Annotated in this window: 19 protein-coding genes, 1 other RNA gene and 1 pseudogene; 8 read left to right on the forward strand and 13 right to left on the reverse strand. The window is 63.1% G+C overall.

Going from position 1 to position 23,342, the window contains the following annotated elements:
- The first annotated feature begins 78 nt into the window (after positions 1–78).
- Both CDO35_RS14895 and CDO35_RS14900 read left to right on the forward strand, forming a co-directional pair.
- On the forward strand, positions 79–1,245 hold the full coding sequence (locus CDO35_RS14895; protein WP_099525478.1) for an aminotransferase-like domain-containing protein: 1,167 nt from the start codon (positions 79–81) through the stop codon (positions 1,243–1,245).
- Between the two features lie 48 nt (positions 1,246–1,293).
- Positions 1,294–1,896: a glutathione S-transferase family protein gene (locus CDO35_RS14900; protein ID WP_099525479.1), complete on the forward strand. Its 603-nt coding sequence runs from the start codon at positions 1,294–1,296 to the stop codon at positions 1,894–1,896.
- On the opposite strand, the gene CDO35_RS14905 is transcribed toward CDO35_RS14900, so the two are convergent.
- From CDO35_RS14905 to CDO35_RS14945, 9 genes are all read right to left on the reverse strand, one after another.
- Complete coding sequence (locus CDO35_RS14905; RefSeq protein ID WP_099525480.1) at positions 1,897–2,466, reverse strand: AraC family transcriptional regulator; 570 nt, start codon at positions 2,464–2,466, stop codon at positions 1,897–1,899.
- Between the two features lie 87 nt (positions 2,467–2,553).
- On the reverse strand, positions 2,554–3,195 hold the full coding sequence (locus tag CDO35_RS14910) for a response regulator (RefSeq protein WP_099525481.1): 642 nt from the start codon (positions 3,193–3,195) through the stop codon (positions 2,554–2,556).
- Entirely contained in the window at positions 3,192–6,233 is a 3,042-nt protein-coding gene (locus tag CDO35_RS14915; RefSeq protein ID WP_243699091.1) for a sensor histidine kinase, read from the reverse strand. The genes CDO35_RS14910 and CDO35_RS14915 overlap by 4 nt, the downstream gene beginning before the upstream one ends.
- The gene (locus CDO35_RS14920; RefSeq protein WP_099525482.1) at positions 6,220–6,957 is read right to left on the reverse strand and encodes an alpha/beta fold hydrolase; all 738 of its coding nucleotides are present in this window, start codon (positions 6,955–6,957) and stop codon (positions 6,220–6,222) included. Before CDO35_RS14920 ends, CDO35_RS14915 begins: the two co-directional genes overlap by 14 nt.
- Positions 6,958–7,001: 44 nt before the next feature.
- Complete coding sequence (locus CDO35_RS14925) at positions 7,002–8,606, reverse strand: MFS transporter (protein ID WP_099525483.1); 1,605 nt, start codon at positions 8,604–8,606, stop codon at positions 7,002–7,004.
- Position 8,607: 1 nt separating this feature from the next.
- The gene (locus CDO35_RS14930; RefSeq protein WP_166432416.1) at positions 8,608–10,449 is read right to left on the reverse strand and encodes an amidohydrolase; all 1,842 of its coding nucleotides are present in this window, start codon (positions 10,447–10,449) and stop codon (positions 8,608–8,610) included.
- 137 nt (positions 10,450–10,586) lie between these two features.
- A complete protein-coding gene (locus tag CDO35_RS14935; RefSeq protein WP_166432410.1) occupies positions 10,587–11,165 on the reverse strand; it encodes an antibiotic biosynthesis monooxygenase in 579 nt (192 codons plus the stop codon).
- A 97-nt stretch (positions 11,166–11,262) separates the two neighbouring features.
- Positions 11,263–11,949, reverse strand: coding sequence for a hydrolase (locus CDO35_RS14940; protein ID WP_099525486.1), 687 nt, complete (start codon positions 11,947–11,949; stop codon positions 11,263–11,265).
- A gap of 138 nt (positions 11,950–12,087) precedes the next feature.
- Positions 12,088–13,065 carry an alpha/beta hydrolase gene (locus CDO35_RS14945; RefSeq protein ID WP_099525487.1) on the reverse strand — a complete coding sequence of 326 codons (978 nt, stop codon included), beginning with the start codon at positions 13,063–13,065 and terminating at the stop codon, positions 12,088–12,090.
- Positions 13,066–13,221: 156 nt separating this feature from the next.
- Between CDO35_RS14945 and arcD the strand changes: the two genes are divergently transcribed.
- The 3 genes from arcD (at position 13,222) to CDO35_RS14960 (ending at position 15,690) form a co-directional block, all read left to right on the forward strand.
- Positions 13,222–14,649 carry an arginine-ornithine antiporter gene (arcD, locus tag CDO35_RS14950; RefSeq protein WP_099525488.1) on the forward strand — a complete coding sequence of 476 codons (1,428 nt, stop codon included), beginning with the start codon at positions 13,222–13,224 and terminating at the stop codon, positions 14,647–14,649.
- 70 nt (positions 14,650–14,719) lie between these two features.
- The gene (locus tag CDO35_RS14955; protein ID WP_099525489.1) at positions 14,720–15,082 is read left to right on the forward strand and encodes a hypothetical protein; all 363 of its coding nucleotides are present in this window, start codon (positions 14,720–14,722) and stop codon (positions 15,080–15,082) included.
- Positions 15,083–15,180: 98 nt separating this feature from the next.
- Positions 15,181–15,690, forward strand: a complete 510-nt coding sequence (locus CDO35_RS14960; protein WP_099525490.1) for a cupredoxin domain-containing protein — start codon at positions 15,181–15,183, stop codon at positions 15,688–15,690.
- 52 nt (positions 15,691–15,742) lie between these two features.
- On the opposite strand, the gene CDO35_RS14965 is transcribed toward CDO35_RS14960, so the two are convergent.
- Both CDO35_RS14965 and CDO35_RS14970 read right to left on the reverse strand, forming a co-directional pair.
- A complete protein-coding gene (locus CDO35_RS14965) occupies positions 15,743–16,021 on the reverse strand; it encodes an HU family DNA-binding protein (RefSeq protein ID WP_013715180.1) in 279 nt (92 codons plus the stop codon).
- A 136-nt stretch (positions 16,022–16,157) separates the two neighbouring features.
- Positions 16,158–17,750: an alpha/beta hydrolase family protein gene (locus CDO35_RS14970; RefSeq protein ID WP_099525491.1), complete on the reverse strand. Its 1,593-nt coding sequence runs from the start codon at positions 17,748–17,750 to the stop codon at positions 16,158–16,160.
- 196 nt (positions 17,751–17,946) lie between these two features.
- Between CDO35_RS14970 and CDO35_RS23290 the strand changes: the two are divergent.
- From CDO35_RS23290 to ffs, 3 genes and pseudogenes are all read left to right on the forward strand, one after another.
- Positions 17,947–18,723, forward strand: a pseudogene (locus CDO35_RS23290) (HAMP domain-containing protein); the annotation flags it as partial.
- Between the two features lie 123 nt (positions 18,724–18,846).
- A complete protein-coding gene (locus CDO35_RS23295; protein WP_371916976.1) occupies positions 18,847–19,581 on the forward strand; it encodes a methyl-accepting chemotaxis protein in 735 nt (244 codons plus the stop codon).
- 104 nt (positions 19,582–19,685) lie between these two features.
- Positions 19,686–19,782, forward strand: an RNA gene (ffs, locus tag CDO35_RS14980) — signal recognition particle sRNA small type.
- Between the two features lie 205 nt (positions 19,783–19,987).
- Here the strand turns inward: ffs and CDO35_RS14985 are convergent.
- On the reverse strand, positions 19,988–21,346 hold the full coding sequence (locus CDO35_RS14985) for a DUF1329 domain-containing protein (RefSeq protein WP_099525493.1): 1,359 nt from the start codon (positions 21,344–21,346) through the stop codon (positions 19,988–19,990).
- Positions 21,347–21,361: 15 nt separating this feature from the next.
- On the reverse strand, positions 21,362–23,245 hold the full coding sequence (locus CDO35_RS14990; protein WP_099525494.1) for a DUF1302 domain-containing protein: 1,884 nt from the start codon (positions 23,243–23,245) through the stop codon (positions 21,362–21,364).
- Positions 23,246–23,342 lie beyond the last annotated feature (97 nt).

Here is a 23,342-nt window from a genome sequence, read left to right on the forward strand (position 1 = left end):
CGTATCTCTGCTTGGCGGCGTAGTTTCGGTCAAGCAGTTTGACTTAATTCCAATAACTTTTGCACCCCAGGACATCCCATGGCCTTCTCCGAACGCATCGCCCGCCTGAAAAGCTCCCTGATTCGTGAAATTCTTGCCGCGGCGCAGCGTCCGGAAGTGATGTCGTTCGCTGGCGGTCTGCCGGCCGAACCGATGCTGCCGAAGGTGGACTGGGCCGAGATGCCAGCGAGCATGGGTCAGTACGGCATGAGCGAAGGCGAGCCAGCCTTGCGTGAAGCCATCGCCGCCGAAGCGCGTGCGCTGGGCGTGCCTTGCGATGCCAGCCAGGTGCTGATCGTCAGCGGCTCGCAGCAGACACTGGACCTGGCCTCCAAGCTGTTCATCGATCCGGGCACCGAAGTGCTGCTCGAAGCGCCGACCTACCTGGCGGCCCTGCAGGCTTTTCAGCTGTTCGGCGCCGACTGCATCAGCGTGCCGCAGGAGGCTGACGGTCCTGAGCTGGCCGCACTGCGCCAACGCCTGGAGAACCACAAGCCGGCCTTCGCCTACCTGATCCCGACTTTCCAGAATCCGTCCGGCACCCGTTACAGCGAAGCCAAGCGTGAAGCCGTGGCGGCCCTGCTCGACGAGTTCGGCGTGACCCTGATCGAGGACGAGCCGTACCGCGAGCTGGTGTTCGATGCCGGCAGCGCCACGCCCATCGTCAGCCGCTTGAAACAGGCCAGCTGGATCTACACCGGTACCGTGTCCAAGACGCTGCTGCCGGGCTTGCGTGTCGGTTACCTGATCGCCACCAAGGACCTGTATCCGCATCTGCTGCGCCTGAAGCAGTCGGCTGACCTGCACACCAACCGTATCGGTCAGTGGCAGGCGCTGCAGTGGTTGGGCAGCGATCAGTACCGCGGTCACCTGGCCGAGTTGCGCGATTTCTATCGTATTCGCCGTGACGCCATGCAGGCGCAGTTGCTGGAGCATTTCGGCGACCTGGCCGATTGGGAAATTCCGCAGGGCGGTCTGTTCTTCTGGCTGACCCTGAAGCAGCCGCTCGATACCCGCACGCTGCTCGACGCGGCGCTGGCGCAGAACGTCGCCTTCATGCCGGGCGAGCCGTTCTTCATCGACCCGGATGCCAACCCAGGTCACCTACGACTGAACTTCAGCCACGTGGCGCCGGAGCGTCTGGGCGAAGGGCTGCGCCGGCTGGCGGCGGTGATTCGTGATGCGCAGGGCGCAGCTGCGGTTTGATTTTGAGGCGGCGAGCTTGCCGCGAGGATTGATAGGGAGGGCAACGCGATGTTCAAGGTCTACGGCGATTACCGTTCGGGCAACTGCTACAAGGTCAAGCTGATGCTGCATCTGCTGGGCAAGGAGTACCAGTGGATTGACGTCGATATCCTCAAGGGCGAAACGCAGAGCGAAGCCTTCCTGGCCAAGAACCCCAACGGCAAGATTCCTGTGCTGGAGCTGGAGGACGGCACCTGCCTGTGGGAGTCCAACGCCATCCTCAACTTCCTCGCCGATGGCAGCGAGTTCCTGCCGACCGAACCGCGCTTGCGCACCCAGGTGCTGCAGTGGCAGTTCTTCGAGCAATACAGTCACGAGCCGTATGTCGCGGTGGCGCGGTTCATCCAGCTTTACCAGGGGATGCCCGAAGAGCGCCGCGAGGAGCACGAGCGCTGCCTGAAGCTCGGTTACAAGGCCCTGAAAGTAATGGAGAGGCAGCTCGAGCGCACGCCTTATCTGGTCGGTGAGCAGTATTCCATCGCCGATATCGCCCTGTATGCCTACACCCACGTGGCCGACGAAGGTGGCTTCAGCCTAGAGGCTTTCCCCGCGGTTCGCGCCTGGCTCGATCGTGTCGCCAGTCACCCACGCCACGTGACCATGCTCGGCTGATCACCGCTCGGCGGTGGCCTGCGTCCTTGGGGCGCAGCGCTGCCGCCAGAGCAATGGGCTCAGCCCGGTTTCGCGGCGGAAGGTGCGGGTGAAATGCGACTGGTCGCAGAAACCATGAGCGTGGGCGATCTGCGTCAAAGGTTGGTCGGTGGCCAGCATCATCGCCCTGGCTGCCTCGATGCGTTTGCGTGCCACATAGGCCAGCGGCGTGATGCCGAAGGTCTGTTTGAACACATGAGAGAAATGACTGCTGCTCAGGTTGAGCTGAGCGGCCAGGTCGCAGGTGCGAATGGCAGCGGCCAGGTTGTCGCTGATGTACTGATCCAAACGTCGCGTCTGCCAGCGTGTCAGTCCGTTCGCGCAATGACCAATGCCGCACTGCTTGTTGGCGTTGACCTGGCGTAGCAGTGCCATGGCCTGCTCGACCTGCAGGTAGGCGTTTTGCGTGTCCACCAGCAACTGCGTTTCAGCCTCAGCGAGCAAGGCTGCGATACGGTCCAGTAGCTGAGGGTCGTGCCCGGCCTGGTGCAGGCAGGGCGCAGTGGCCTGAAATTCGCCGAATGAGCCCATCGCGAAGCCTCCTTGTCTGAACAGTGGCACAGCATGCGCGGCGTCTTTGGCGGCGCACAGCTCACAAGGAAGGGACGGGTGACAACACTAAAGTGGTGTGCCGATCTCCAGCACGCCACGTTGCACGGCGATGGCCACGGCGTGGGTGCGATTGTTGGCGCCGAGCTTGTCCATGATCAGGCGCATATGGCCTTTGACCGTGTCTTCGGTGATGCGCAGTTGCAGGGCGATATCGCGGTTGGAATAACCCAGGGCGGCGGCCTGCAGGACTTCCACTTCGCGCGGGCTGAGGCACTGTTGGCCGATATGCTGGGCCAGGTCGGCGGCGATTTCCGGTGGGATATGGCGTTTACCGGCGGCCAGGGTGCGGATGGTTTCCACCAACTCCTTGCGCAGGCTGCTTTTCAACAGGTAGGCCTGCGCACCCGCCTGGATGGCATGCAGGGCCCGCACGTCGCCGCGGTAGGTGGTGAGGATGGCGATGCGTGCGTCCGGGCATTCGCCGCGAATCGCCAGGATACTGTCGATGCCATTCATATGCGGCATCTGCAGGTCCATCAGGGTGACGTCGGGGCGCAGCTGACGAAAGCATTCCAGTGCCTCGCGACCATCGCTGGCTTCGCCGACCAGGTCGATATCCGCCTGCCCGGCGAGCACCGCGGCGATGCCCTCGCGTAACAGCGGGTGGTCATCGGCGACCAGCACACGGATGGGGTTGGCAGCGGTCATGACGGCGAGCTCCTGATCAATCGTTTCCAGTGTAGCCAGCGCCGTGTGCGAGGTGGCGGCTGGCGATAGGCCAAGGGCCCAGCCAGTGTCAGCTGCACCTGACAACCTTGTCCGGGCTCGCTGTCGATATTAAGCGTTCCACCAATCTTGGCTGCACGTTCGTGCATGCCTTGCAGGCCCCAGTGATCGATCGGCGCCGCGCCCAGCAGGCCGCGGCCATCGTCGCTCACGCGCAATGAAAACTGTCGGGGGTGATAATCCAGCTGCACCCGAACATGGCGTGCCCCGGCATGACGGAAGGCGTTGCTGACGGCCTCGCGGGCGAGCTGGCTGAGTTCGTCATGCACCACCGGGTGCAGTGCGCAGGGCGTGCCGGCGACCTCGACCTGATAGTCGGTATTGGCGTGTTCGTGCAGTTGATCGTAGCCGCGCAAGGTCTGTGGCAGGTCGCTCGAGGCGTCTTGCACATGGCGCAGATTACGCACCCGTTCACGGCCTTCGGCGATCACCTGGTCGGCACGATCCAGGGCATTCTCCAGTTTGCCTCGCGCCGGCTGATCGGCTGGCAGGCTGTCTGCGGCGGCCTGCACATGCAGCATCAGCCCTTGCACGCCCTGCAGCAAGGTGTCGTGTAGCTCGCGGGCGATGCGTTCGCGTTCGTCGTGGCGTTCCTCCAGACGTGTACGCAGCCTTTCCGCCGCCCGTTGCATGTCGTTGCGATAGAGCAGGTGCAGGACCAGCAATGCGGAAAACGCCACGGCCAGAATGAATAGCGGATGGCGGTAGAACACCTGGTCGATGCTGAAATCGAGCTCCGCGTCCTGCTCGCTGGTCACGCCATTCTGATTGAGCGCGCGCACGCGAAAGCGATAGTCGCCGGCGGGCAGGCCGGTATAGGTCGCCTCACGTTGTCGTCCGGCGTCGTGCCATTCGTTGTCGAAACCATCGAGGCGGTAGAGAAAGTGCAGGCCCTCAGGTGCAGACAGGCTCAGGGCGCCGTAGTGGATGACCAGGCGTTTGCTGTCAGCGGGCAGCGCTGGCGGCGTTTGCAGGGAGATGGTCGCACCGTCGGCCAGTAACGAGTCGATACGTACCTTGGGCGGCTTGTAGCTATGAGATTCCCGATCGGGACTCAAGCTGGCGACGCCGTTGCGGGTGACGAACCACAGACGCCCATCGCTGCTGCGCACCGCCGTCGGCAGAGCGAGCACCTGCTGCGGATCGTTGGCGAGCCCGCCTTGCACATCGTAGGTGCGGTAACGGATCGGGTATTTGGGATCGCTCAGCGCCTGTTTGATCTCTTCGGCCGGTAACTGGAAGATGCCACCTTTGCCTTGCAGCCAGAGGTCTTCCCCTTCAGGACTGGTGACCGGGATGATCGCGTAGAGGTTGTCGAACAGCCCACTCTCGCTCAGCGGCAGATGCTGAAAACGCTTGCCATCGAAGCGCGCCAGGCCGTGTTGCCCGCCGAACCAGCTGTGGCCCTGTGAATGGGCCATCGCTGTCACATGGCCAATGTCCAGCCCGTCGGCGCTGCCCCAGTGGCGTTCGCCCTGATCGTCATGGCTGACGATCAGGTTGTTGCGATAGCCGAACCAGCGTCTGCCGTCAGGGGCCAGGGCTGAGCTCACCGGCATCCGTTGCGCCGGGTCCTCGCTGGGGGCGGGAAGCTGCTGCCAGTTGCCGTCGCGCAGCACGTAGAGGCCTTGGCGGTTGAGCGAGAGCCAGAGCGCCCCCTGATCTTCGATCAACAGGGTGCGCACCGAGGAATCGAGATCACGCTCGACCGGCAGGGCGGAGACTTTTTCCAACTGTTCGCCAGTGCTGCGCCAGATACCCTCGGTCCCGGCCAGCCAGACCGAGCCGCCGGGGTCTTTGCTGATTGCGCTGATCGGTGTACGCAGCGGCAGCTCGTGCACACCCTGTTCATCCAGGCGCATGAGCGGCAGGTTGCTGCTGGCGGCCCAGAGATTGCCGGCGTCATCGGCGGCAATCGCCAGGTTGTGCGCCTGGGGCGGCAAACCTGAAGGGCGCAGAGGTCGTTCGCGTAGCCGATCCAGCCCGTTCTGGGTGCCGATCCACAAACTGTCTTCGCTGTCTTCGAGCAGTGGCCAGGCGAAGTCTGAGCTCAGGCCATCACGCGCAGAAAGCCGCTCGACATCATCGAAGCTGCCGCTGTCATGTTCGTTGGGCTTGGCCACGTGCAGCAGGCCGCCGCCCGCGGTGCTCAGCCAGAGGCAACCATGGCGGTCGAACAGCATGGCGTTGGCGGGTTCGCCGATTGTTATGTGGGTCGCCTGTAGTTGCGGTTGGTCGATCTTTACCCGCAGCAGGCTCTCGCGATCACGTTCGATCAACCACAGGGCACCGTCGGCGGCTTGCGCGATCTGCCTAGTGCGTTGGCTGCGAACGCCGGTGTCCTGCAGCTTCTGGGCGCCGGGCGGCAGGACGTAAAGACGCTGTTCATCGGCCACCCAGAGACGGTCACTGCTGTCGACGAAGACGCTGTAGGCATTCTCGCCGGTAAAGCCTTGTGCGATGCCCATTTGCTGCCAGCGCTTGCCGTCAAAACGCATCAGGCCGTCGTTGGCGGCAGCCCAGACGCTGCCGTCGGCGGTCTGTGCCAGGGCGTAGATGACGCCGCGGGCCAGATCGAAACTGCTGGGTTGTTCCTCCACCGATGCGATCAGGTGCACGCCGCCGTTGCGCAGGCCGACCCAAAGCCCGGCGTCGCTGGCCAGCAGGCTGGAGACGATACCCAGTTCATGGCCATCAGGGGTGCGGTACCTGCTGAAGTCGAAGCCGTCGAAACGGTACAGGGAGTCGTGGGTGCCGAGCCACAGGTAACCGTCCTGGGTTTCGGCCAAGGCGCCGATCTGGCTGGGGCTGTTGTCGTTGAGTGTCCAGCGCCGATGTTCCAGTTGCTGCTCCAGAACGTTTCTGTCGGCCAGCACGGCAGCGCTGAAAAACAGCAGGCAAAACAGGCTTGCCAGGACGCCGAGGCGAGCTTGCAGGGTGTGCGGTTTAAAAGCGTCCAACTTGGTTCTGAACCCATTCGATGCTGTAGTCGGCAATTCTTTCCCAACCGGGTTCGGCGATCAGCCAGTGGCTATAGCCGGGGAACTGCTTGAAGCTGGTGATGGCTGACGAGCCTCGGTGGCGGCGATAGAGGGCGGCCACTACGCTGGCACGAACGGCCTGGGAGTTGCCCGCTGCCAGCAACAGCAGAGGCGCACGTTCGCCGTTGGTGAAGTCGATGGCGCTACCGATGCCCAGGGCAGCTTCGATGAACACCCGCCCAGGCGCGGGCACGATATGGCGCGCATAGGCAGCGTCTTGCTGTGCAGGTGTCAGCGTCTGCGCCATATTGCGCGCGAAATACTGCGGTGTCATGTACAGAACGTCACGCCAACCCCTCCAGGGCAACAGCCATGGCCATGTGCCGTAGAAGCCCAGCAGGCCGGCACGTGGCGGTATTGGGTCGATGACGATGCCGGCTTGACCCAGGCCACGGTCGAGCAGCAGTTGCACCAGCAGACCGCCTAGGTCGTGACCAATCAGCAACGGCGGCTGCTCCAGGTTACGCACCAGTGCTTCGTAGTGGGCGAGCAGGGCGCTGATACCGGGTTGGCGTCCGCCCTGGGCAGTTGGCCAAGGCGGCGCCGTGCAGCGATAACCGCAGGCGCTGAAACGTCTCTGAAATGGCATCCAGATCGCTGGCGTGAGCCAGGCACCGTGAATGAACAGGGCATGACGAGGCATGTTGCACTCAACCTGTCATGCCCTGGTTCGGGCAGGTGCCGTCTTCAGGGGGTGGCATGGGGCACGTCCTTGGCCGGCATCAGAAAATGCTCGATGTGCACGGGAACGTCCGGGTTCTGAAAATGCCTGGCTGCAGCCTCGATGCGTTGCTCGGCACGCGTTACCCGGCCGTGATGACGCAGGTGTTCGAGCCAGGACTCGTCGAAGAAGAACTCCTGCCACTGCCGTGGATTCTCGCTGTTCTGCACCAGGCCCCAGGAGAACGCGCCGTTGCGTTTGCGCATACGGGCGACCTCGGCCATCGCCTGGCGGAAGCCGGCCGCATGCTCCGGGGCGATGTCGTAGCGCAGGGTGACCATGACCGGGCCGCGCTCCAGATCGGCTTCGTCAGCCAGGATCGGTGCTGGCCAGTGCAGCGATGGCGCGAGGTCTTCGCTTTCGGTCACCGGCAGTGGGAAATGCAGCGTCAGCAACAAGCCCAGCGCCAGGCAACCCGCTGCGGCGACCATGGCGACCGGAATCGAGGCCTGGCTGGCGACATAGCCCCAGAGTGCACCGCCAGCGGCCATGCTGCCGAAGAACACCAGGATATACACCGACAGCGCACGGGCTCGCACCCAATCCGGCACCGAGGTCTGTGCGCTGATTTGCAGGCTCGACAGCACGGCGATCCACGCGGCGCCGCTGAGCAGCATCACCGGTAGTAGTGCGGCGAATTCACGCACCCAGGCCAGGGCCAGCAGCACCAGCACGTAGAGTGCGCTGGCCATGGCCACCAGCTTGTTGGCGCTGATGCGCTCACGCAGCTTGGGTAGCAACGTGGCGCCAAGCACTGCGCCGATACCAACGCTACCCAGCAGCAGACCAAAGTCGCTGGCGCTGCCCTGCAACTCGCCACGGACGATCAGCGGCAGCAGCGACATACCGGCGCTGGCGCCGACGAAGAACGCCGCAGCCCTTACCAGTACCGCCTGGAGCGGCTTCGACGCGCGGCTGTAACGCCAGCCGGCACGCATCGCACCGAGCAGACGTTCGGCCGGGAAGGCGGCGACCTGGCGTTCGCGCTTCCAGGTCAGCAGCACCGCCATCACTGCGAAGAACGACAGTGCGTTGAGAGCGAAGGTCGCCCAGGGACCACTCAAGCTGACCAGTACCCCGGCGATGGCCGGGCCGAGCGCACGGGCGACGTTGATGCCTAGGCTGGACAGGGCGATGGCCGAGGGCAGATCGCGCTTGCTCACCAGCTCTGGTGTCAGCGCCGACCAGGCCGGCATCATCAGCGCGGTACCGACGCCCATGGCCAGGGTCAGGCTGAGCAACAGCCAGACCGTGGTCAGCCCGAGCAGCGTCAGGGTCGCCAACAGGGTTGCCACTGTGGCCATCCACACCTGCACGCCAAGCAGGTAGCGGCGCTTGTCGATGATGTCGGCCATGGCCCCGGCTGGCAGCGCCAAGAGGAACATCGGCGCAGAGCCTGCGACCTGCACCAGTGCCACATGCATGGGGTTGGCCGACAGGCTGGTCATCAGCCAGCCGGCGCCGACCTCGTGCATCCAGGTGCCGATATTCGAGGCTATGCTGGCCAGCCACAGCCAGCGGAAAGTGCTGTGGTTGAGTGCGCCCCACGGCGAAGCTTTCTCGTCGGCCATGTCAGAAGGCAAAGCACGAACAGCCGAAGGCGCCCCAGAAGCCCTGGTGATCGCTCACCGGGATGCTGCTGCGACGTGCGCGGTCATGCTGGTGGGCATGCACCGAGCAGGCGCCGATGCACTGGTGGATGCTGGCGGCCATGGGCGCCGCTGACGGCTTCCAGTGCCCAGGCACCATGGCCACCGGCGACCAGTCTGGCAGTATCGGCAGCGTCGGCGGGGCAAGCTTGTCGAACTCGCCGGTGCCGTGCACCACTTTGCCGCCGACCACGGTCAATACCGACTCCAGCCACTTGATCTGCTCTTCCTCGATGCTGAAGAAGTCCGCGCTCAAGGCCACCAGATCGGCCAGCTGGCCTACCTTGATCTGCCCCTTCTTGCCTTGCTCGCTGGAGAACCAGGCACTGCCGTGGGTGAACAGCTGCAACGCGGTGGTGCGTGACAGGCCCTGCGGGGTGAGCGTGGTGCCGCCGACGGTTTTACCGCTGACCAGCCAATACAGTGCCGTCCAGGGGTTGTAGCTGGCTACGCGGGTGGCGTCGGTGCCGCCGCCAACCGGAATGCCCTCGGCCAGCATGCGCTGGATCGGCGGGGTGGCCTCGGCAGCCTTGGCACCGTAACGGTCGATGAAGTATTCGCCCTGGAAGGCCATGCGGTGCTGGATAGCGATGCCGCCGCCCAGCGCGCGTACCCGCTCGATGTTGCGTGGGCTGATGGTCTCGGCATGGTCGAACAGCCAGGGCAGGCCATTGAACGGCATGTCGCGGTCAACCTTCTCGAACACGTCGAGCATGCGCGAGATGGACTCGTCATAGGTGGCGTGCAGGCGGAACGGCCAGCGCTGCTCGACCAGGTGACGTACCACGGGCTCTAGGTCGGCCTCCATGCTCGGTGCGAGGTCCGGGCGCGGTTCGACAAAATCTTCGAAGTCGGCGGCGGAGAACACCAGCATCTCGCCAGCGCCGTTGTGCCGGAGGAAGTCATCGCCCTGGTGCAGCTTGACGCTGCTGGTCCAGTTCTTGAAATCGGTCAGCTCTTCCTTGGGCTTCTGGGTGAACAGGTTGTAGGCGATGCGCACGGTGAGCTGATCCTTGTCGGCCAGCTCCTGGATCACCTGGTAGTCGTCTGGGTAGTTCTGGTAGCCGCCGCCGGCATCGATGGCGCTGGTCACGCCCAGGCGGTTGAGCTCGCGCATGAACTGGCGGGTGGAGTTGACCTGATACTCCAACGGCAGCTTCGGCCCCTTGGCCAGGGTGGCGTAGAGGATCAGCGCATTGGGCCGGGCGATCAGCATGCCGGTGGGCTCGCCGCTGGCATCGCGCTGGATCTCGCCACCGGGCGGGTTCGGCGTGTTCTTGTCGTAGCCCACGGCGCGCAGTGCCGCGCGGTTGAGCAGGGCGCGGTCATAGAGGTGAAGGACGAACACCGGGGTGTCCGGTGCGGCTCGGTTCAGCTCATCCAGCGTCGGCAGACGTTTTTCGGCGAACTGGAATTCGGTCCAGCCGCCGACCACGCGCACCCACTGCGGCGTTGGCGTGCGGTCGGCCTGGTCCTTGAGCATGCGCAGGGCGTCGGCCAGCGACGGCACGCCTTCCCAACGCAGCTCCAGGTTGTAGTTGAGCCCGCCGCGAATCAGGTGCAGGTGCGAGTCGTTGAGGCCGGGGATGACCGTGCGCTTTTGCAGGTCGATCACGCGGGTGCTGTCACCACGCAGGGCCATGGCCTCGGCGTCGCTGCCAACGGCGACGAAGCGCCCGTCCTTGATGGCCACGGCGCTGGCTTGGGGGTTTTCGCGGTCGACCGTATGCAGGCGACCGTTGTAGAGAATGAGATCGGCGCTCATGTTGCCTCCTGATGAATTGACGGATGAGTCGCTGGCCATGGCCGCGAAGGGCAGGGCAGACCACAACGCGCCGGCGGCGCCAAGCACGCTACTGGTGGCGAGAAAATGGCGGCGTTTCGGGTCGGAGGGATCCTGGCTCATGATCGATTCTCGTCAACGGTTGGATTAAGCCAGGCGTCGAACAGGCGCGTGACCATGGGCATGAACAGGTACACCACGAGCAGGACGATGCTCAGGGTGATCAAGGTGTTGCTTGGCAGGTAAGCGCCGAGCCAGGGAGTAAGGTGGAAAAGGGGTTGCCAGAGCAGCGGTACCAGCAGGCTCAGTGGCAGGATGACCAGGAAGGTGACGCACGCCTGTTTCCAACGCGGTGGCGGCGTCTGCGCGCTTTCTGGCACAAACCAGAATTCCTTGTTCTCGGCGATTTCCAGCTGATCACCCGCGCGTAGCAGGGGCTCGACTTCGGCGATCAACTGACGTCGTTGTTCCGATTCGATCCAATTCTGCAACTGCTGCAGGCTGGCGAAGCGCAGCACGCAGGTGAACTGCGTCAGGCAGGCTTGATGGCTACGCACCACGTCGACACCCAGGTGGCCAGGGCATTGGCTGGCGGTGGCGATGATGCGTCGCAACCAGGCCTCGTAACGCGGCACGTGGCCTGGGCGAACCTGATGGCGTACCACCAGAGTGACGGTTTCTGCTTGCGTCTCACTCATGCTGGAGACTCTGCTCGAGGCTTTGGTTTTGTCGATCCAGCGGCGCGCACCGATGCGCGCCACTGGTCGAGTCGAGGGCGTTTCCGCCGTCATGAGGTCAGATGGGCGCCGCTACAGGGGCCAGGGTCGGCCCATGCTCAACGCGCTCAGGTGCCTTGTGCACCATGGTGTAGGCGTAGTCCACGCCCATGCCGTAGGCACCGGAGTGTTCCTTCACCAGTTCCATCACTGCGTCGTAGGTGTCGCGGTTCTTCCAGTCGCGCTGCCATTCCAGCAGCACCTGTTGCCAGGTCACCGGCACTACGCCGGCCTGGATCATGCGCTGCATGGAGTAGTCGTGAGCGGCCTGCGAGGTACCACCAGAGGCGTCGGCGACCATGTAGATTTCGTAGCCGGCGTCATGCATGGCGGAGAGGGCGAAGGTGGTGTTGCACACCTCGGTCCACAGGCCGGAAACGATGACCTTGTTGCGGCCGTTCTTCTTCAGCGCGTCGCGGACCTTCTGGTCGTCCCAGGAGTTCATCGAGGTGCGCTCGAGCAGCGGCGCGTCGGGGAATACGGCGAGTAGTTCGGGGTAGGTGTGGCCGGAGAAGCTTTCGGTCTCGACCGTGGTGATGATGGTCGGCACGTTGAAGATCTTGGCGGCTTTAGCCAGGCCCACGGTGTTGTTCTTCAGGGTTTGCCGGTCGATGCTCTGCACGCCGAAGGCCATCTGTGGCTGCTGGTCGATGAAGATCAGCTGGCTGTTGTGCGGGGTGAGGACTTCGGTTTTTGGATTGCTCATAGCGGTTACCTGTCGGTGAGGCGGTGGTCGATGCACGCATCCCGTCGGTCGTTGCCGTCGGGTAGACGCCGGGACTATCGCAAAGCGGCCACCGCCTGGATTGGATGGGACTACGGTTCTGGTATCGGGCTGTGGTGATCAGGCCAGGTGTTCACGCAGGGCCGCGCCGGCCTGCTGCATGGCCGTGCGTACGGCAGGTACCTCAGCGATCACGTTGAGCAGACCGTAGTCATGGATCATGCCGTTGTAGCGCACGGCGCTGACCGCCACCCCGGCCGCGCCCAGGCGGCGCGCGTAGGCTTCGCCTTCGTCACGCAGCACATCCATCTCGGCGGTCTGCACCAGGGCTGGCGGCAGGCCTTTGAGCTGTTCCAGGCTGGCGCGCAGCGGCGAGGCATGGATCTCGTTACGCTGTTTCGGGTCGGTGGTGTAGTTGTCCCAGAACCACTCCATCATCGCGCGGGTCAGGAAATGCCCCTCGGCGAACTGGTTGTAGGAGGCGTTGTTGAAGCTGGCGTCGGTCACCGGCCACAGCAGCAGCTGGAAACGTAACTTCGGCGTGCCGGCTTCCTTGGCCTTGAGTGCGACCACCGCCGCCATATTGCCGCCGACACTGTTACCAGCCACGGCCAGGCGGGCGCCGTCGACACCGATCTGGTTGCCATTGGCGGCCACCCATTGGGTTGCCGCATATGCCTGGTTGATCGCAGTTGGGTATTTCGTTTCGGGCGAGGGGGTATAGTCGACGTAGATAGCCGCGGCGCCGGAGTGCACCACCAGATCGCGGATCAGTCGTGCGTGGGTGGGATAGTCGCCCAGCACCCAGCCGCCACCGTGGAAGAACATGAAGCCCGGCAGGGTGCCCTGGCTGCCCGCCGGACGCACTACCACCAGCTTCAGTGTCTGGCCGGCGGCCTCGATGCTGTGTTCGCGGGTTTCCACGGTGGATAGATCGACCTCGACCGAGGCCTGGGCGCCGGTGAGCACCCCGCGTGCCTCCAGGGGCGGGAGTTGTTCGAGCGGTGTACCACCGCCGGCGGCCAGGGCTTCGAGAAAGGACTGGGTGGTGGATTCGACGCCGGGACTACCGGCGCCCAGGTTGGCGGTGGGCTGCATGGCGGATGACCTCGTGGTGGCTGAAGGAGCTGTCGCGCAACTGCGTCGAGCATCTTCACGCCAGGCACCAGGCCACGCTTGGATCGGTCTGCCGTTTTGGCATCAGGCTGCTATCGGGCTGCTAGAGTGAGGATCAGGCTCACGCTCGAGGTGTTCATGACAGGGGAATGTCGCAAGCTGGGGGTAGGATCGCTGACCGCGTTGGTGGTGGGGTCGATGGTGGGCGGCGGCATCTTCTCGCTGCCGCAGAATATCGCCGCGCGGGCCGACGTTGGGGCGGTGCTGATCGGCTGGGGTATTACCGCGGTGGGCATGCTGGCGCTGGCGTTCGTGTTCCAGAGTCTGGCCAACCGCAAGCCGCAGCTCGATGGTGGGGTCTATGTCTACGCCAAGGCCGGTCTTGGCGACTACATGGGGTTCTCATCGGCCTGGGGCTACTGGATCAGTGCCTGGTTGGGCAACGTCGGCTACTTCGTCCTGCTGTTCTCGACCCTGGGGTATTTCTTTCCAGCCTTCGGCGAGGGCAATACGCCGCTGGCCATTGGCTGCGCCTCGGTACTGCTGTGGTGCGTGCATGCTCTGGTGCTGCGCGGGATCAGGGAGGCGGCGCTGATCAACCTGATTACCACCGTGGCCAAGCTGGTGCCGATCCTGCTGTTCATCGTCATTGTCGGCCTGGCTTTCGACCGCGAGATCTTCACTCGCGACATCTGGGGGCGCAGCAACCCGCAATTCGGCAGCGTGCTGGAACAGGTGCGCAACATGATGCTGGTCACCGTGTTCGTGTTCATCGGCATCGAGGGCGCCAGCGTCTATTCCTCGCGCGCCGAGCGCCGCAGCGATGTGGGCAAGGCCACGGTGATCGGTTTTCTCGGCGTGCTGGCGCTGCTGATGCTGGTCAACCTGCTGTCGCTCGGGGTGATGAGTCAGCCCGAGCTGGCTGCACTGCAGAACCCTTCCATGGCGGGTGTGCTGGAGCATGTGGTGGGCCGCTGGGGGGCCGTGTTCATCAGCATCGGCCTGGCGGTTTCGCTGCTCGGTGCGTTGCTGTCCTGGGCGCTGCTGTGTGCGGAGATCCTCTTCGTTTCGGCCAAGGACGGCACCATGCCGGCCTTCCTGCGCCGAGAAAACGCCAACCAGGTGCCCACCAATGCGCTGTGGCTGACCAACACGATGATCCAGCTGTTCCTGCTGATCATCCTGTTCGCCCAGGGCACCTACCTGTCGCTGATCTACCTGGCATCCTCGATGATCCTGGTGCCGTACCTGTGGTCGTCGGTCTACGCCTTGCTACTGGTACTGCGCGGCGAGACGTACGAGGGACAGGTCGGCGTGCGGCGCAAGGATCTGCTGGTCAGCCTGCTGGCGACCTTCTATACCATCTGGCTGCTGTATGCCGGCGGGATGAAATACCTGCTGCTTTCGGCACTGCTCTATGCCCCAGGCGTACTGTTGTTCCACAGAGCCAAGCGAGAGCTGGGGCAGGTGCTGTTCAGGGGCTACGAGTGGCTGATCTTTGCTGCGGTGCTGGTGACGGCGCTACTGGCCGGGTATGGGCTGTACGGTGGCCACCTGAGCTTGTGAACGGGCTTGGAGGATCGCCACTCGAGGTGGATAATCGACGCCTGCAATCCAACTGGTAACTGGCTTATCCATGCGCGAACGGCTGCGTACCGCTCTAGTCTGCCTCCTGATGCTGGCCTTGCCGATGCAAGCGATGGCCGCATTCGGCATGCAGCTTTGCCAGCAGGTGCACCGTAGCGCCAGCGTGCATGTGATGCCCGAGCATGGTCAGCGGCATGCAGCGATGAAGCCAGCAGCCGACGGCCAGCATCACCCGGCGAAAGCCGCCTCCTGCAGCCTCTGCACGTTCTGCTTCAGTGCGGTGGTGTTCACCCAGCCCTTTGTCCAGGCCGCTGAGGTGCAGCGTGCCGAGCCACCTCAGGCGCTGAGCCCGCGCCTGGTGTCCATAGTGGCAGATACGCCCGAGCGCCCACCCCGTCCGACTTTCTCCTGATCGAACCCCTTTCAACCACGGCCTCAGGCCGGCTGCAGCAGCCGGCACGCCGCACGCGCGCTTGCGCGTGAACGTTACCAACGATTGGAGATGCAAAGATGAAACGACGTATCAGCCCCTTGCTGGCTCTGCTTCTCGCGGCACTGTTGCCTGCACTGCAGGCGCAGGCCCATGAAGACAGTCACGCCGGACATGGCGATATGCAGATGATGGATCACGGGCCAGCGCAGAAACCCTGGGGCATTGCCGGGCAGGCCGACAAGGTCGATCGCACCGTGGAGATTCGCATGGGCGACAGCATGCGCTTCACACCGGAGCGGTTGCAGGTCAGGCAGGGTGAGACCATCCGCTTCGTTCATCACAACGATGGCAAGCTGATGCACGAGTTCGTGCTAGGGACGCGGCAGACCTTGGATGAACATGCCGCCGAAATGCTTAGGGCGCCGGGCATGGCTCATGGTGAAGCGTATATGGCGCATGTCGCGCCAGAGGCGCAGGGCGAGATGATCTGGACGTTCAACCGAGCCGGCGAGTTCGAGTTCGCCTGTCTGATCGCCGGGCATTACCAGGCCGGTATGCGCGGCAGCGTCGAGGTGCTGGCTAACTAAGGTAAGGTAGGGGAAGGCCGCGATCCAGAAGGGATCGCGGCCGGACTCTGAATCAGTTCAGAGCGTCGGTCAGGGCCTTGGCAGGCACCAGCTTGACCACTTTCTTGGCAGCGATTTCGATGCTCTTGCCGGTCTGCGGGTTACGGCCAGTACGGGCCGGGCGCTCGCTCACCTTCAGCTTGCCGATACCCGGCAGGGTGATCTCACCGTCGTTTTCCAGCGCGTCGCCGACAATTTCGCCCAGCTGATCGATCAGGGTGCGGACAGTGGCTTTGGGCAGGGAAACGGCCTCGGCCAGGTCGCTGATCAGTTGGTCTTTGGTGATTGCCATGATGTAACTCCGTTTGCAGGTGAGAGGTTCGGCTTGGCAGACATGAAGCCGCACAGCCGAAAACGTGGGAAAGCTAGCACAAAAGGGATGGCTCGGCAGCGCCTGACAGACTTTACCGATAGGGCTTAGTGTCGCATCAGTCCTGGTGGTTCCAGCGTGCGACCAAAAAACGCAGTCGGCCACTGATACCAGGTTCACTGGCACTGTCAAACGGCACTTCGAGCTCCAGGCTTCCATCCTTCTGACGGTTGCCATCGAGTTTGCGGTCGGCGCTGTGCACTCCCTGGTTCTGCCAGGCGTGACTCACTTGCCAGTCGCTGTCGGCGCCGGGTGGGGTTATTTCCAGCATCAGGCTGTTGCGGAACAGATAGCTCCCCTCGAAGTGCTGGTTGACCCACAGCTTGCGCTCCACCTCGTAGTCCGGCACGCGAACGTTGAAGGTCAAGGTATAGGCCAGTCCCTTGCGCCTGCTGTTCACGCGCGCCCGGTCTGCGAGAAACAGGCTGCCGAGGTACAGCTTGCCATTCTCCTGCGGTGCCTTGAGCCAATGCTGATGGGCGAGACAGGCCACCGAGTCCTCCTCGGCGGTGCGCCGGCTCAGGTACCAGAGCTTGCCGCGAGGGGCGGCGAGTACTTCGAACTGGTACAAGGCGTTGACTGATTGCCCCTGGCTTGCCGCTTTGCGCAGCTCCTTGGGCAGGCTGATGGCGTCAACTTCGGCCCAGATGTCTACACGCACATCGCCGAACAGAAAACGGGTGAGATTCTGGTAAGCCTCCTCGCTGTTGACGATGCCGAAGTAGCCAGAATGCGCTCTATAGGTAAAGGCTTTGGCACAAGGGGCTGTCGGTTTGTTGCGAGCATCCAGGCCGCAGAGAGTCGCGTTGTCGATGCGCACCAGGCCGTCGCTGCCGTGGCCTGCGAAGGTACGTGAGAGGCCGAGACCGGCTTCGTAGTCCATGCGATTGGTGCCAACCATGCAGAAGAAGCGCCTCGACGGGAAACGTGCCTCGGGTAGCCAGTCGACGCGTTCGGTGAGCTTGTAGGCGGCTTCCAGATCGAGAAAAGTCGCCAGGCGCTGGCGGTTGAAGTTGCTGATGTCGCTCAGGCTAAGCCAGCTTGGCGGGTTGATGCCGAGCAGGTCGATACCATTGTGTGGCGTGGCGTAGGTAAACACTTTGTCCACCAGCTGGGCCGCGCCACCTGGATCCAGCTTGGGGTTTTGCAGCAGGCCTCGGCACACCAGGCCACCCATCGAATGGGCCACCAGGTAGCAACGGAAGTCGGTCTTGGTGATGGCGTTCTTCGGGTTGGCGCACACCAGCTCGCGCACCTTGAGAATCAGCTCGCCAAGCTTGCTGGCGAACACCTCCAGGCTTGGTGTGCTGCCGATACCCAGCAGCCGGGAGGCTTCGTCGTAATAGCGATAGATGATGATCGAGCGGCTGCCCAGACGGTTATCCGGGTTGGCGGCCCATTCCGGGTCGAGAATGTCGTAGCCGTCTTCGTATACGTCCTGATAGTCGAACTCCGAGGCCAGACGAATCACCGGCGACTCGAAGACAAACTTGCGTGGCTGGCGGGTCTTCTCCGCTACCGCACGGTAGACGGTGGAGCCGAGGTTGAAACCGCAGAACGGGTCGGCACTGGTCTGGTCGATCTCTCCCGGGGTCATGGCGTAGCCACGCACGTAGATGATCGGATGGAAGGGGCTATGTGAATTGGCCATGGTTGCTCCTGAGGTGGCGTGCGCGTGCCTCGGGAATGCTCATCATGGCCGAACTGCGGGATGCGACGAGTGGCGCGGGTGGTCGTGAAGAAGGTTAGCTCAGCGTTAGAGATTATCCGGATTTTTGCGCGGCCAGACGGCGACTTGGCAAGGCTCGACTAAGCTACTGAGACCTGCCTAATGCTGGAGTGCCATCATGCTGCGTGCATTCACTGATCTGGGGTTCCGTTGGAAAATTGCCCTGCCGATTCTGTTGCTGGCCGCCTTGCTGGTAACGATGGGAGCCTTGGGTGTACGTGGCATCACTCAGGTCGCTGAATCCAGTACCACGCTGACCAATCGCCATCTGCCTGCAATCAGCCTGCTGCTCAATGCCGACCGGGACCTGTACCAGGCCTTCGTCGCCGAGCGCAGCCTGCTCGACGAAGACTCCGGTTCGCATGCCGCGCAGTTGCGCACCTCGCATGCTGAGAACCTGCAGCAGGCCTATGACCGCGTGCACAAGTTCGCCGAGATGCAGCCAGGCAGCGAAGCGCTGGCTCTGGTGGCCGACTTCGACCGTGGTTTTGAACGCTGGAAGGCGACCTCGTTGCGCGTGCTGGAACTGGCCAACAGCGACCCCAATGCCGCTAGTCGGTTGAGTTTCGCCGACAGCGAGGTGCAATTCGAAGAGGCGCGCAGTGCCATCGACAAGCTCGGCGAGCTTGAGGACAACGCGGCCAATGCGGTGGGCACCGAAGCCATCGCCCGTGGCGAGTCTCTGGCCTGGCAGCAAGGGCTGATCATCGCCATCGGCCTGCTGGTGTGCCTGGTGCTGGTGGTAGGCTTCCCGCTGTTGGTGACCCGTCCGCTGCACAACCTGCTGCATCGTATCGAACAGATCGCCGATGGTGACGGCGACCTGCGTGTGCGCCTGGACGTGCTGTCCAAGGACGAACTGGGCCAGCTCAGCCATGCCTTCAACCGCTTCCTCGACAAGCTGCAACCCTTGATCAAGGAAGTCGGCCGCGTCACTGACGAAGTCGCCGATTCGGCCAAAAGCCTGGCTGGCCTGGCGGCTGCCAATGACCGGCTGATCAGCAGCGAGCACGCGGCGGTGGATCAGGTCAGTACTGCAGCCACCGAAATGAGCGTGGCGGTGCATGAAGTGGCGCGCAACGCGCAGAGCGCTGCCGATGCAGCGCGCAATGCCGAGCAACAGTCGCGCGAGGGGGCCCAGGTGGTGGGGGCGACCATCCATTCGATCCGTCAGCTGGCTCAGGAAGTGGAAAGCGCCTCCGACACCATCCAGACCCTGGAGCAGGAAACCGCCAACATCGGTGCGGTACTGGCGGTGATCAAGGGCATCGCCGAACAGACCAACCTGCTGGCACTCAACGCGGCCATCGAGGCGGCGCGGGCAGGCGAGCAGGGCCGTGGTTTCGCCGTGGTCGCCGATGAGGTGCGGGCGCTGGCCGCGCGTACCCAGGAGTCGACCAAGGACATCCAGCAAATGATCGAGCGCCTGCAGGCTGGTGTGCAGAACGCAGTCAAGGCCACACACTCGGGCAGTACCCGCGCGCGGCAGAGCGTGGAGCAGGCCGCTGGTGTGGATCAGGCGCTGAGCGTCACCGGTGACTCGGTGCAGCGCATCAACGACATGGCGGCGCAGATCGCCACTGCCTGCGAGGAGCAAAGCAGCGTCACCGAAGAAATCGCCCGCAACATCAGCGATATTCGCGACCTGTCCAACGAGGCGGCGCAAACCTCCGAACAGAGCTCGCGGGCCAGCCAGCACCTGTCCGATCTGTCTCATGGTCTGGCTCAGTTGGTGGGACGCTTCCGTGTGTGACGTCAGTGTCTCGCGTATCTAAGTGTTTGAAGCAGTTGTAAGTTTACGTTTAGCCGTTACAATGGCGCGGCTCGTCGCAATGGCGGGCAGCGTTATGGTGGCCCTGCCGGTCCCCTCGCAACGATTACCCGTTAACCTGGTCAGGCCCGGAAGGGAGCAGCCACAGCGGGAACATTGTGTGCCGGGGTGTGGCTGGTAGGGTCCACCTCCAGTCTCGATATCTCCTGATTTCAGTAAGCGTTTCGCGCTGATCGCGCCTGTTGAACCCTCCTATTTTTTTCTGCACTCAAGCCCTCTGGCCGCTCTGTATCTGGCATGAACGAGTGATCGCCTGCAACGGACTCTTTGATATGAAAAAGCCGCCAGTCGTGGTGGCGGCTTGTGTTGTGCGACGGGCGGATGATACTCAGCGCACGCCCGAGTTGCGCAGGGCGGCAGGCGTGTAGTCGGCCGCGAGCGGTTTGGTGCCGAACTCGACGCCCTGACTTTCCTCGTTGCGTAAGCCGGAGGCGATGTAGCGGCCATTCAACAGGTCGTACAGCGTATCCACGGCCAGCCAGGGTACCTGCACGTCGTAGTAGGGCTGCATATGGCCTTCACCGACGCGCCAGAGGGTGCCGCGGGCGTCGTAATGGTCGGCCAGGACGATCTGCCAGGAATCCTCGTCGATGAACAACACGCGCTTGGCATAGATATGTCGTTCACCGGGCTTGAGGGTCGCCTCTACCTCCCAGACCCGATGTAACTCGTAGCGGGTGTGGTCGGGGTTGAGGTGGCCAGCCTGGACAATGTCGGCGTATTTCAGCGTGGGTGAGTCGAGCTTGAAGCTGTTGTAGGGGATGTACAGTTCGCGCTTGCCGACCAGCTTCCACTCGTAGCGATCCTGGGCGCCGTTGTACATGTCGAAGTTGTCACCGACACGCTGCCCTTCAGAGGCCGGGTAGGGGCCGTCATAGGCGACCTGCGGGGCACGTCGTACGCGCCGCTGGCCGGCATTGTAGAGCCAGGCCATGCGCGGTTCGCGTACCTGGTTGAGGGTCTCATGCACCAGCAGCACGTTGCCCGCTAGGCGCGCGGGCGAGGTGATCTGCTCCTTGTAGTAGAACAGCACGTTGCCTGGCTTGGCCGGGTCGTAGTCCTTGAGCTGATCGCGGTAGGCGAACTCCATCTTGAATTTCACCGGCACGAACGAGCCGTTCTTTTCTGGCGTCACCTGCACGCTGTTTCGTTTCATGCTGCCGCCGCGATAGCGGGTGAGGTGGTTCCAGACGACCTCCTGCGCGTTCTGTGGAATGGGGAACGGGTAGGCCACCTGAAAGTCGTTCAGGCCGTTGCCACCTTCGATCATCTGGGCGCGCTCGGCATTGGCACGCACGGCCTTGTAGACGAACTCCGGCAAGGCAACCGTTCGATGGCTGGGGTATATCGGTAGTCGGTAGGTGTCCGGGTAGCGTTTGAGCATGGCTAACTGGCCTGGGCTCAGCTTGTCCTGATACTGCTCGGCGTTCTGTGCCGTGATGGTGAACAGCGGTTGTTCGCTGGCGAAGGGATCGTCGAGAAAGCCCTGTGGGCTTTTCTTGCCAGTGTTCTTGGCGAGCCCGCCGGTCCAGGCCGGAATGCTGCCATCGGCGTTGCCTGCCTTCTCCGCACCCAGTGGAGTGAGGCTGCTGCCGAGCTGGGCGGCCTGATCAGGGGAGACTGCAGCCTGCACTGTGCTGGTCAGTAGCAAGAGACTGAAGATAGCGTTCTGCATAAGGTGTTTCATGATCCGTACTCCCGCTTAGAAAGACATGCCGAAGCTGAGCGCGACGAAGTCGCGGTCGATGCTGGTGTTGTACTGGCCGCCGAAAAAGTCGGTGTACGACAGGCTGGCGTAGTAGGTATTGCGGTACTCGACATCCAGACCGACGCTGATGGCCTTGCTGCCTTCGTTGAAGCCAGGCTCCGGGGCGTAGCCGTCGACGTCGTGCGACCAGGCCAGATTGGGTCTGAAGGTCATGGCCGGGATCAGGTTGCTGTACTCCCAGATCGCGCGTGCGCGGTAACCCCAGGAGGTGCTGGTGAGGAATCCGTGGTCATTGCAGTTCTGCGCGGTGTTGGCACTGGTGACGGTGCGGCACAGCTGGTTATCGGGATACAGGGCGCCCTGACCGAACACCGGGTCGCGGCCATAACGCAGCCCACCCTTGCCCTCCAGATCGCCGACGTGCACCAGGCCGACTTCACCGACCAGGGTCAGGCGGTCTGCGCCCATTACCTGATCGAAGAAGTGCACTGCGGTGAACTGCACCTGGGTCATGGGTTTGCGTCGGTAGCCTTCCATCAAGGTCGAGTTAGTCGCCGTATAAGCGCCGGACGAGAGCAACGGGGAGACCGCAGGGTCGCCGGTGCCCGCCAGTACCTGGTCGACTGCATTGAGTTGCATGGGCATGTGGGGTCTGTAGCTGATCTCCCCGGACAGGGCCGTGCCGGTAGGCAAAGTGGTGGCGAAGCTCAGGCCGTAGAGGCGAATGTCCTCGGGGTAGGCCACCTGATAGCGGGACGTTCCCAGGCGATAGGCTGCGCCCAGATCGTTCAGCGCTGGCCCCAGCAGCCCCGCGCAGAGCGCAGGGTCTGGAATGCCCAGGTTGGCGCACAGTTGCGGGATGAAATTGCTGTCGGCGATGTTCGGGCTGCTCACCGAGTTCACGTAGGGTTGCCTGCTGTGGTAGTTGAGCGCATAGGCGCCAAACTCGGCGTCGATGGAGGGCACGAACCAACGCAGGGCCAGGCCCCACTGGCCGCTGTCACGGGCATCGGCGTCGCCTTGCCGAGGCACTCGGATGCCTTGTGGGTCCAGGGTGATACCGAAAGGCGTCAGCGCCGCTTGGGCGAACGGGTTGTCGCTCAGGTTCGGCCCTACCGTCAGAACATCGCAGCCATCGGCGACGAAGTCATTCTGCGAAAAGAAAGTGCCGCAGTTGTCGACCACGGTCTGCTGCCAGTCGAGCTGGTAGAAGGCCTCGGCGGAGAGGTTGTCGGTGAGGTTCTGCGACAGGTAGAACATGTTCACCGGGATCAGGCCTTCCTTGATCTCGGCACCGGGACGGCGAAAGGCCGAAACGTCAACCGGGTTGATGCTGTTGATACCGCCCTGGATGAAGGTGCTTTCACCCCAGCTCACCACCTGCTTGCCCAGACGCACTGTGCCTGGCAGTTCGCCGATCACGTAGTTGTGATAGATGAACGCATCCAGCAGTTCGGCGCCGGAGGCGCGGGCGGCCTGCTTGCGATTGCTGTCTTCGACGTCTACGAACGGGCGGTTTTCGTCCTTGAGTTCGAAGTCGTACCAGTACTTGCCGCGCACGAACAGTCCACTGTCTGCGTACTTCAGTTCCAGGTCGTGGATGCCTTTGAAGATCTTGGAGAAGGTCTCGCCTTTGCGGAAGTTCAGGCGACCGTCGTCCGTGCCACTGGCAAAACCCTTGCCCCCGTTGTTTTCACCGATCAGGTGCGGGTCGGCGTTGCGTACGGACCAACTGGCACCGATGCTGAGCGACGAGTCGAACTGGCCTTCGATCTCGCCGATGTTGAAGTCGATGGCCTGAGCTGGCAGCACCAGACTATTGGCCAGGCCGATGGCCAGCGGCAGGCGGCTGCGCCGCCATGAAATGGCTTTACTCATGTGTTCTACCTCTTGTTTTTGTTGTACGGCACGTTTTTGAGGACGAGTGGGGCCTACCTCTGTGTTGGCAGGGAGTGATGTTTGTGCGGTGAATTGC

The organism is Pseudomonas sediminis, from assembly GCF_002741105.1.
Taxonomy (GTDB): Bacteria; Pseudomonadota; Gammaproteobacteria; order Pseudomonadales; family Pseudomonadaceae; genus Aquipseudomonas; species Aquipseudomonas sediminis.

Coding starts and splice junctions, on each gene's coding strand:
- CDO35_RS14905 (WP_099525480.1), bottom strand. CDS start 2,466: ATGGGCTCATTCGGCGAATTTCAGGCCACTGCGCCCTGCCTGCACCAG.
- CDO35_RS14990 (WP_099525494.1), bottom strand. CDS start 23,245: ATGAGTAAAGCCATTTCATGGCGGCGCAGCCGCCTGCCGCTGGCCATC.
- CDO35_RS14970 (WP_099525491.1), bottom strand. CDS start 17,750: ATGGCCAATTCACATAGCCCCTTCCATCCGATCATCTACGTGCGTGGC.
- CDO35_RS14940 (WP_099525486.1), bottom strand. CDS start 11,949: ATGAGCAATCCAAAAACCGAAGTCCTCACCCCGCACAACAGCCAGCTG.
- CDO35_RS14930 (WP_166432416.1), bottom strand. CDS start 10,449: ATGAGCGCCGATCTCATTCTCTACAACGGTCGCCTGCATACGGTCGAC.
- CDO35_RS14965 (WP_013715180.1), bottom strand. CDS start 16,021: ATGGCAATCACCAAAGACCAACTGATCAGCGACCTGGCCGAGGCCGTT.
- CDO35_RS14895 (WP_099525478.1), top strand. CDS start 79: ATGGCCTTCTCCGAACGCATCGCCCGCCTGAAAAGCTCCCTGATTCGT.
- CDO35_RS14960 (WP_099525490.1), top strand. CDS start 15,181: ATGAAACGACGTATCAGCCCCTTGCTGGCTCTGCTTCTCGCGGCACTG.
- CDO35_RS14945 (WP_099525487.1), bottom strand. CDS start 13,065: ATGCAGCCCACCGCCAACCTGGGCGCCGGTAGTCCCGGCGTCGAATCC.
- arcD (WP_099525488.1), top strand. CDS start 13,222: ATGACAGGGGAATGTCGCAAGCTGGGGGTAGGATCGCTGACCGCGTTG.
- CDO35_RS14925 (WP_099525483.1), bottom strand. CDS start 8,606: ATGGCCGACGAGAAAGCTTCGCCGTGGGGCGCACTCAACCACAGCACT.
- CDO35_RS14985 (WP_099525493.1), bottom strand. CDS start 21,346: ATGAAACACCTTATGCAGAACGCTATCTTCAGTCTCTTGCTACTGACC.
- CDO35_RS14900 (WP_099525479.1), top strand. CDS start 1,294: ATGTTCAAGGTCTACGGCGATTACCGTTCGGGCAACTGCTACAAGGTC.
- CDO35_RS14955 (WP_099525489.1), top strand. CDS start 14,720: ATGCGCGAACGGCTGCGTACCGCTCTAGTCTGCCTCCTGATGCTGGCC.
- CDO35_RS14920 (WP_099525482.1), bottom strand. CDS start 6,957: ATGCCTCGTCATGCCCTGTTCATTCACGGTGCCTGGCTCACGCCAGCG.
- CDO35_RS14935 (WP_166432410.1), bottom strand. CDS start 11,165: ATGAGTGAGACGCAAGCAGAAACCGTCACTCTGGTGGTACGCCATCAG.
- CDO35_RS14910 (WP_099525481.1), bottom strand. CDS start 3,195: ATGACCGCTGCCAACCCCATCCGTGTGCTGGTCGCCGATGACCACCCG.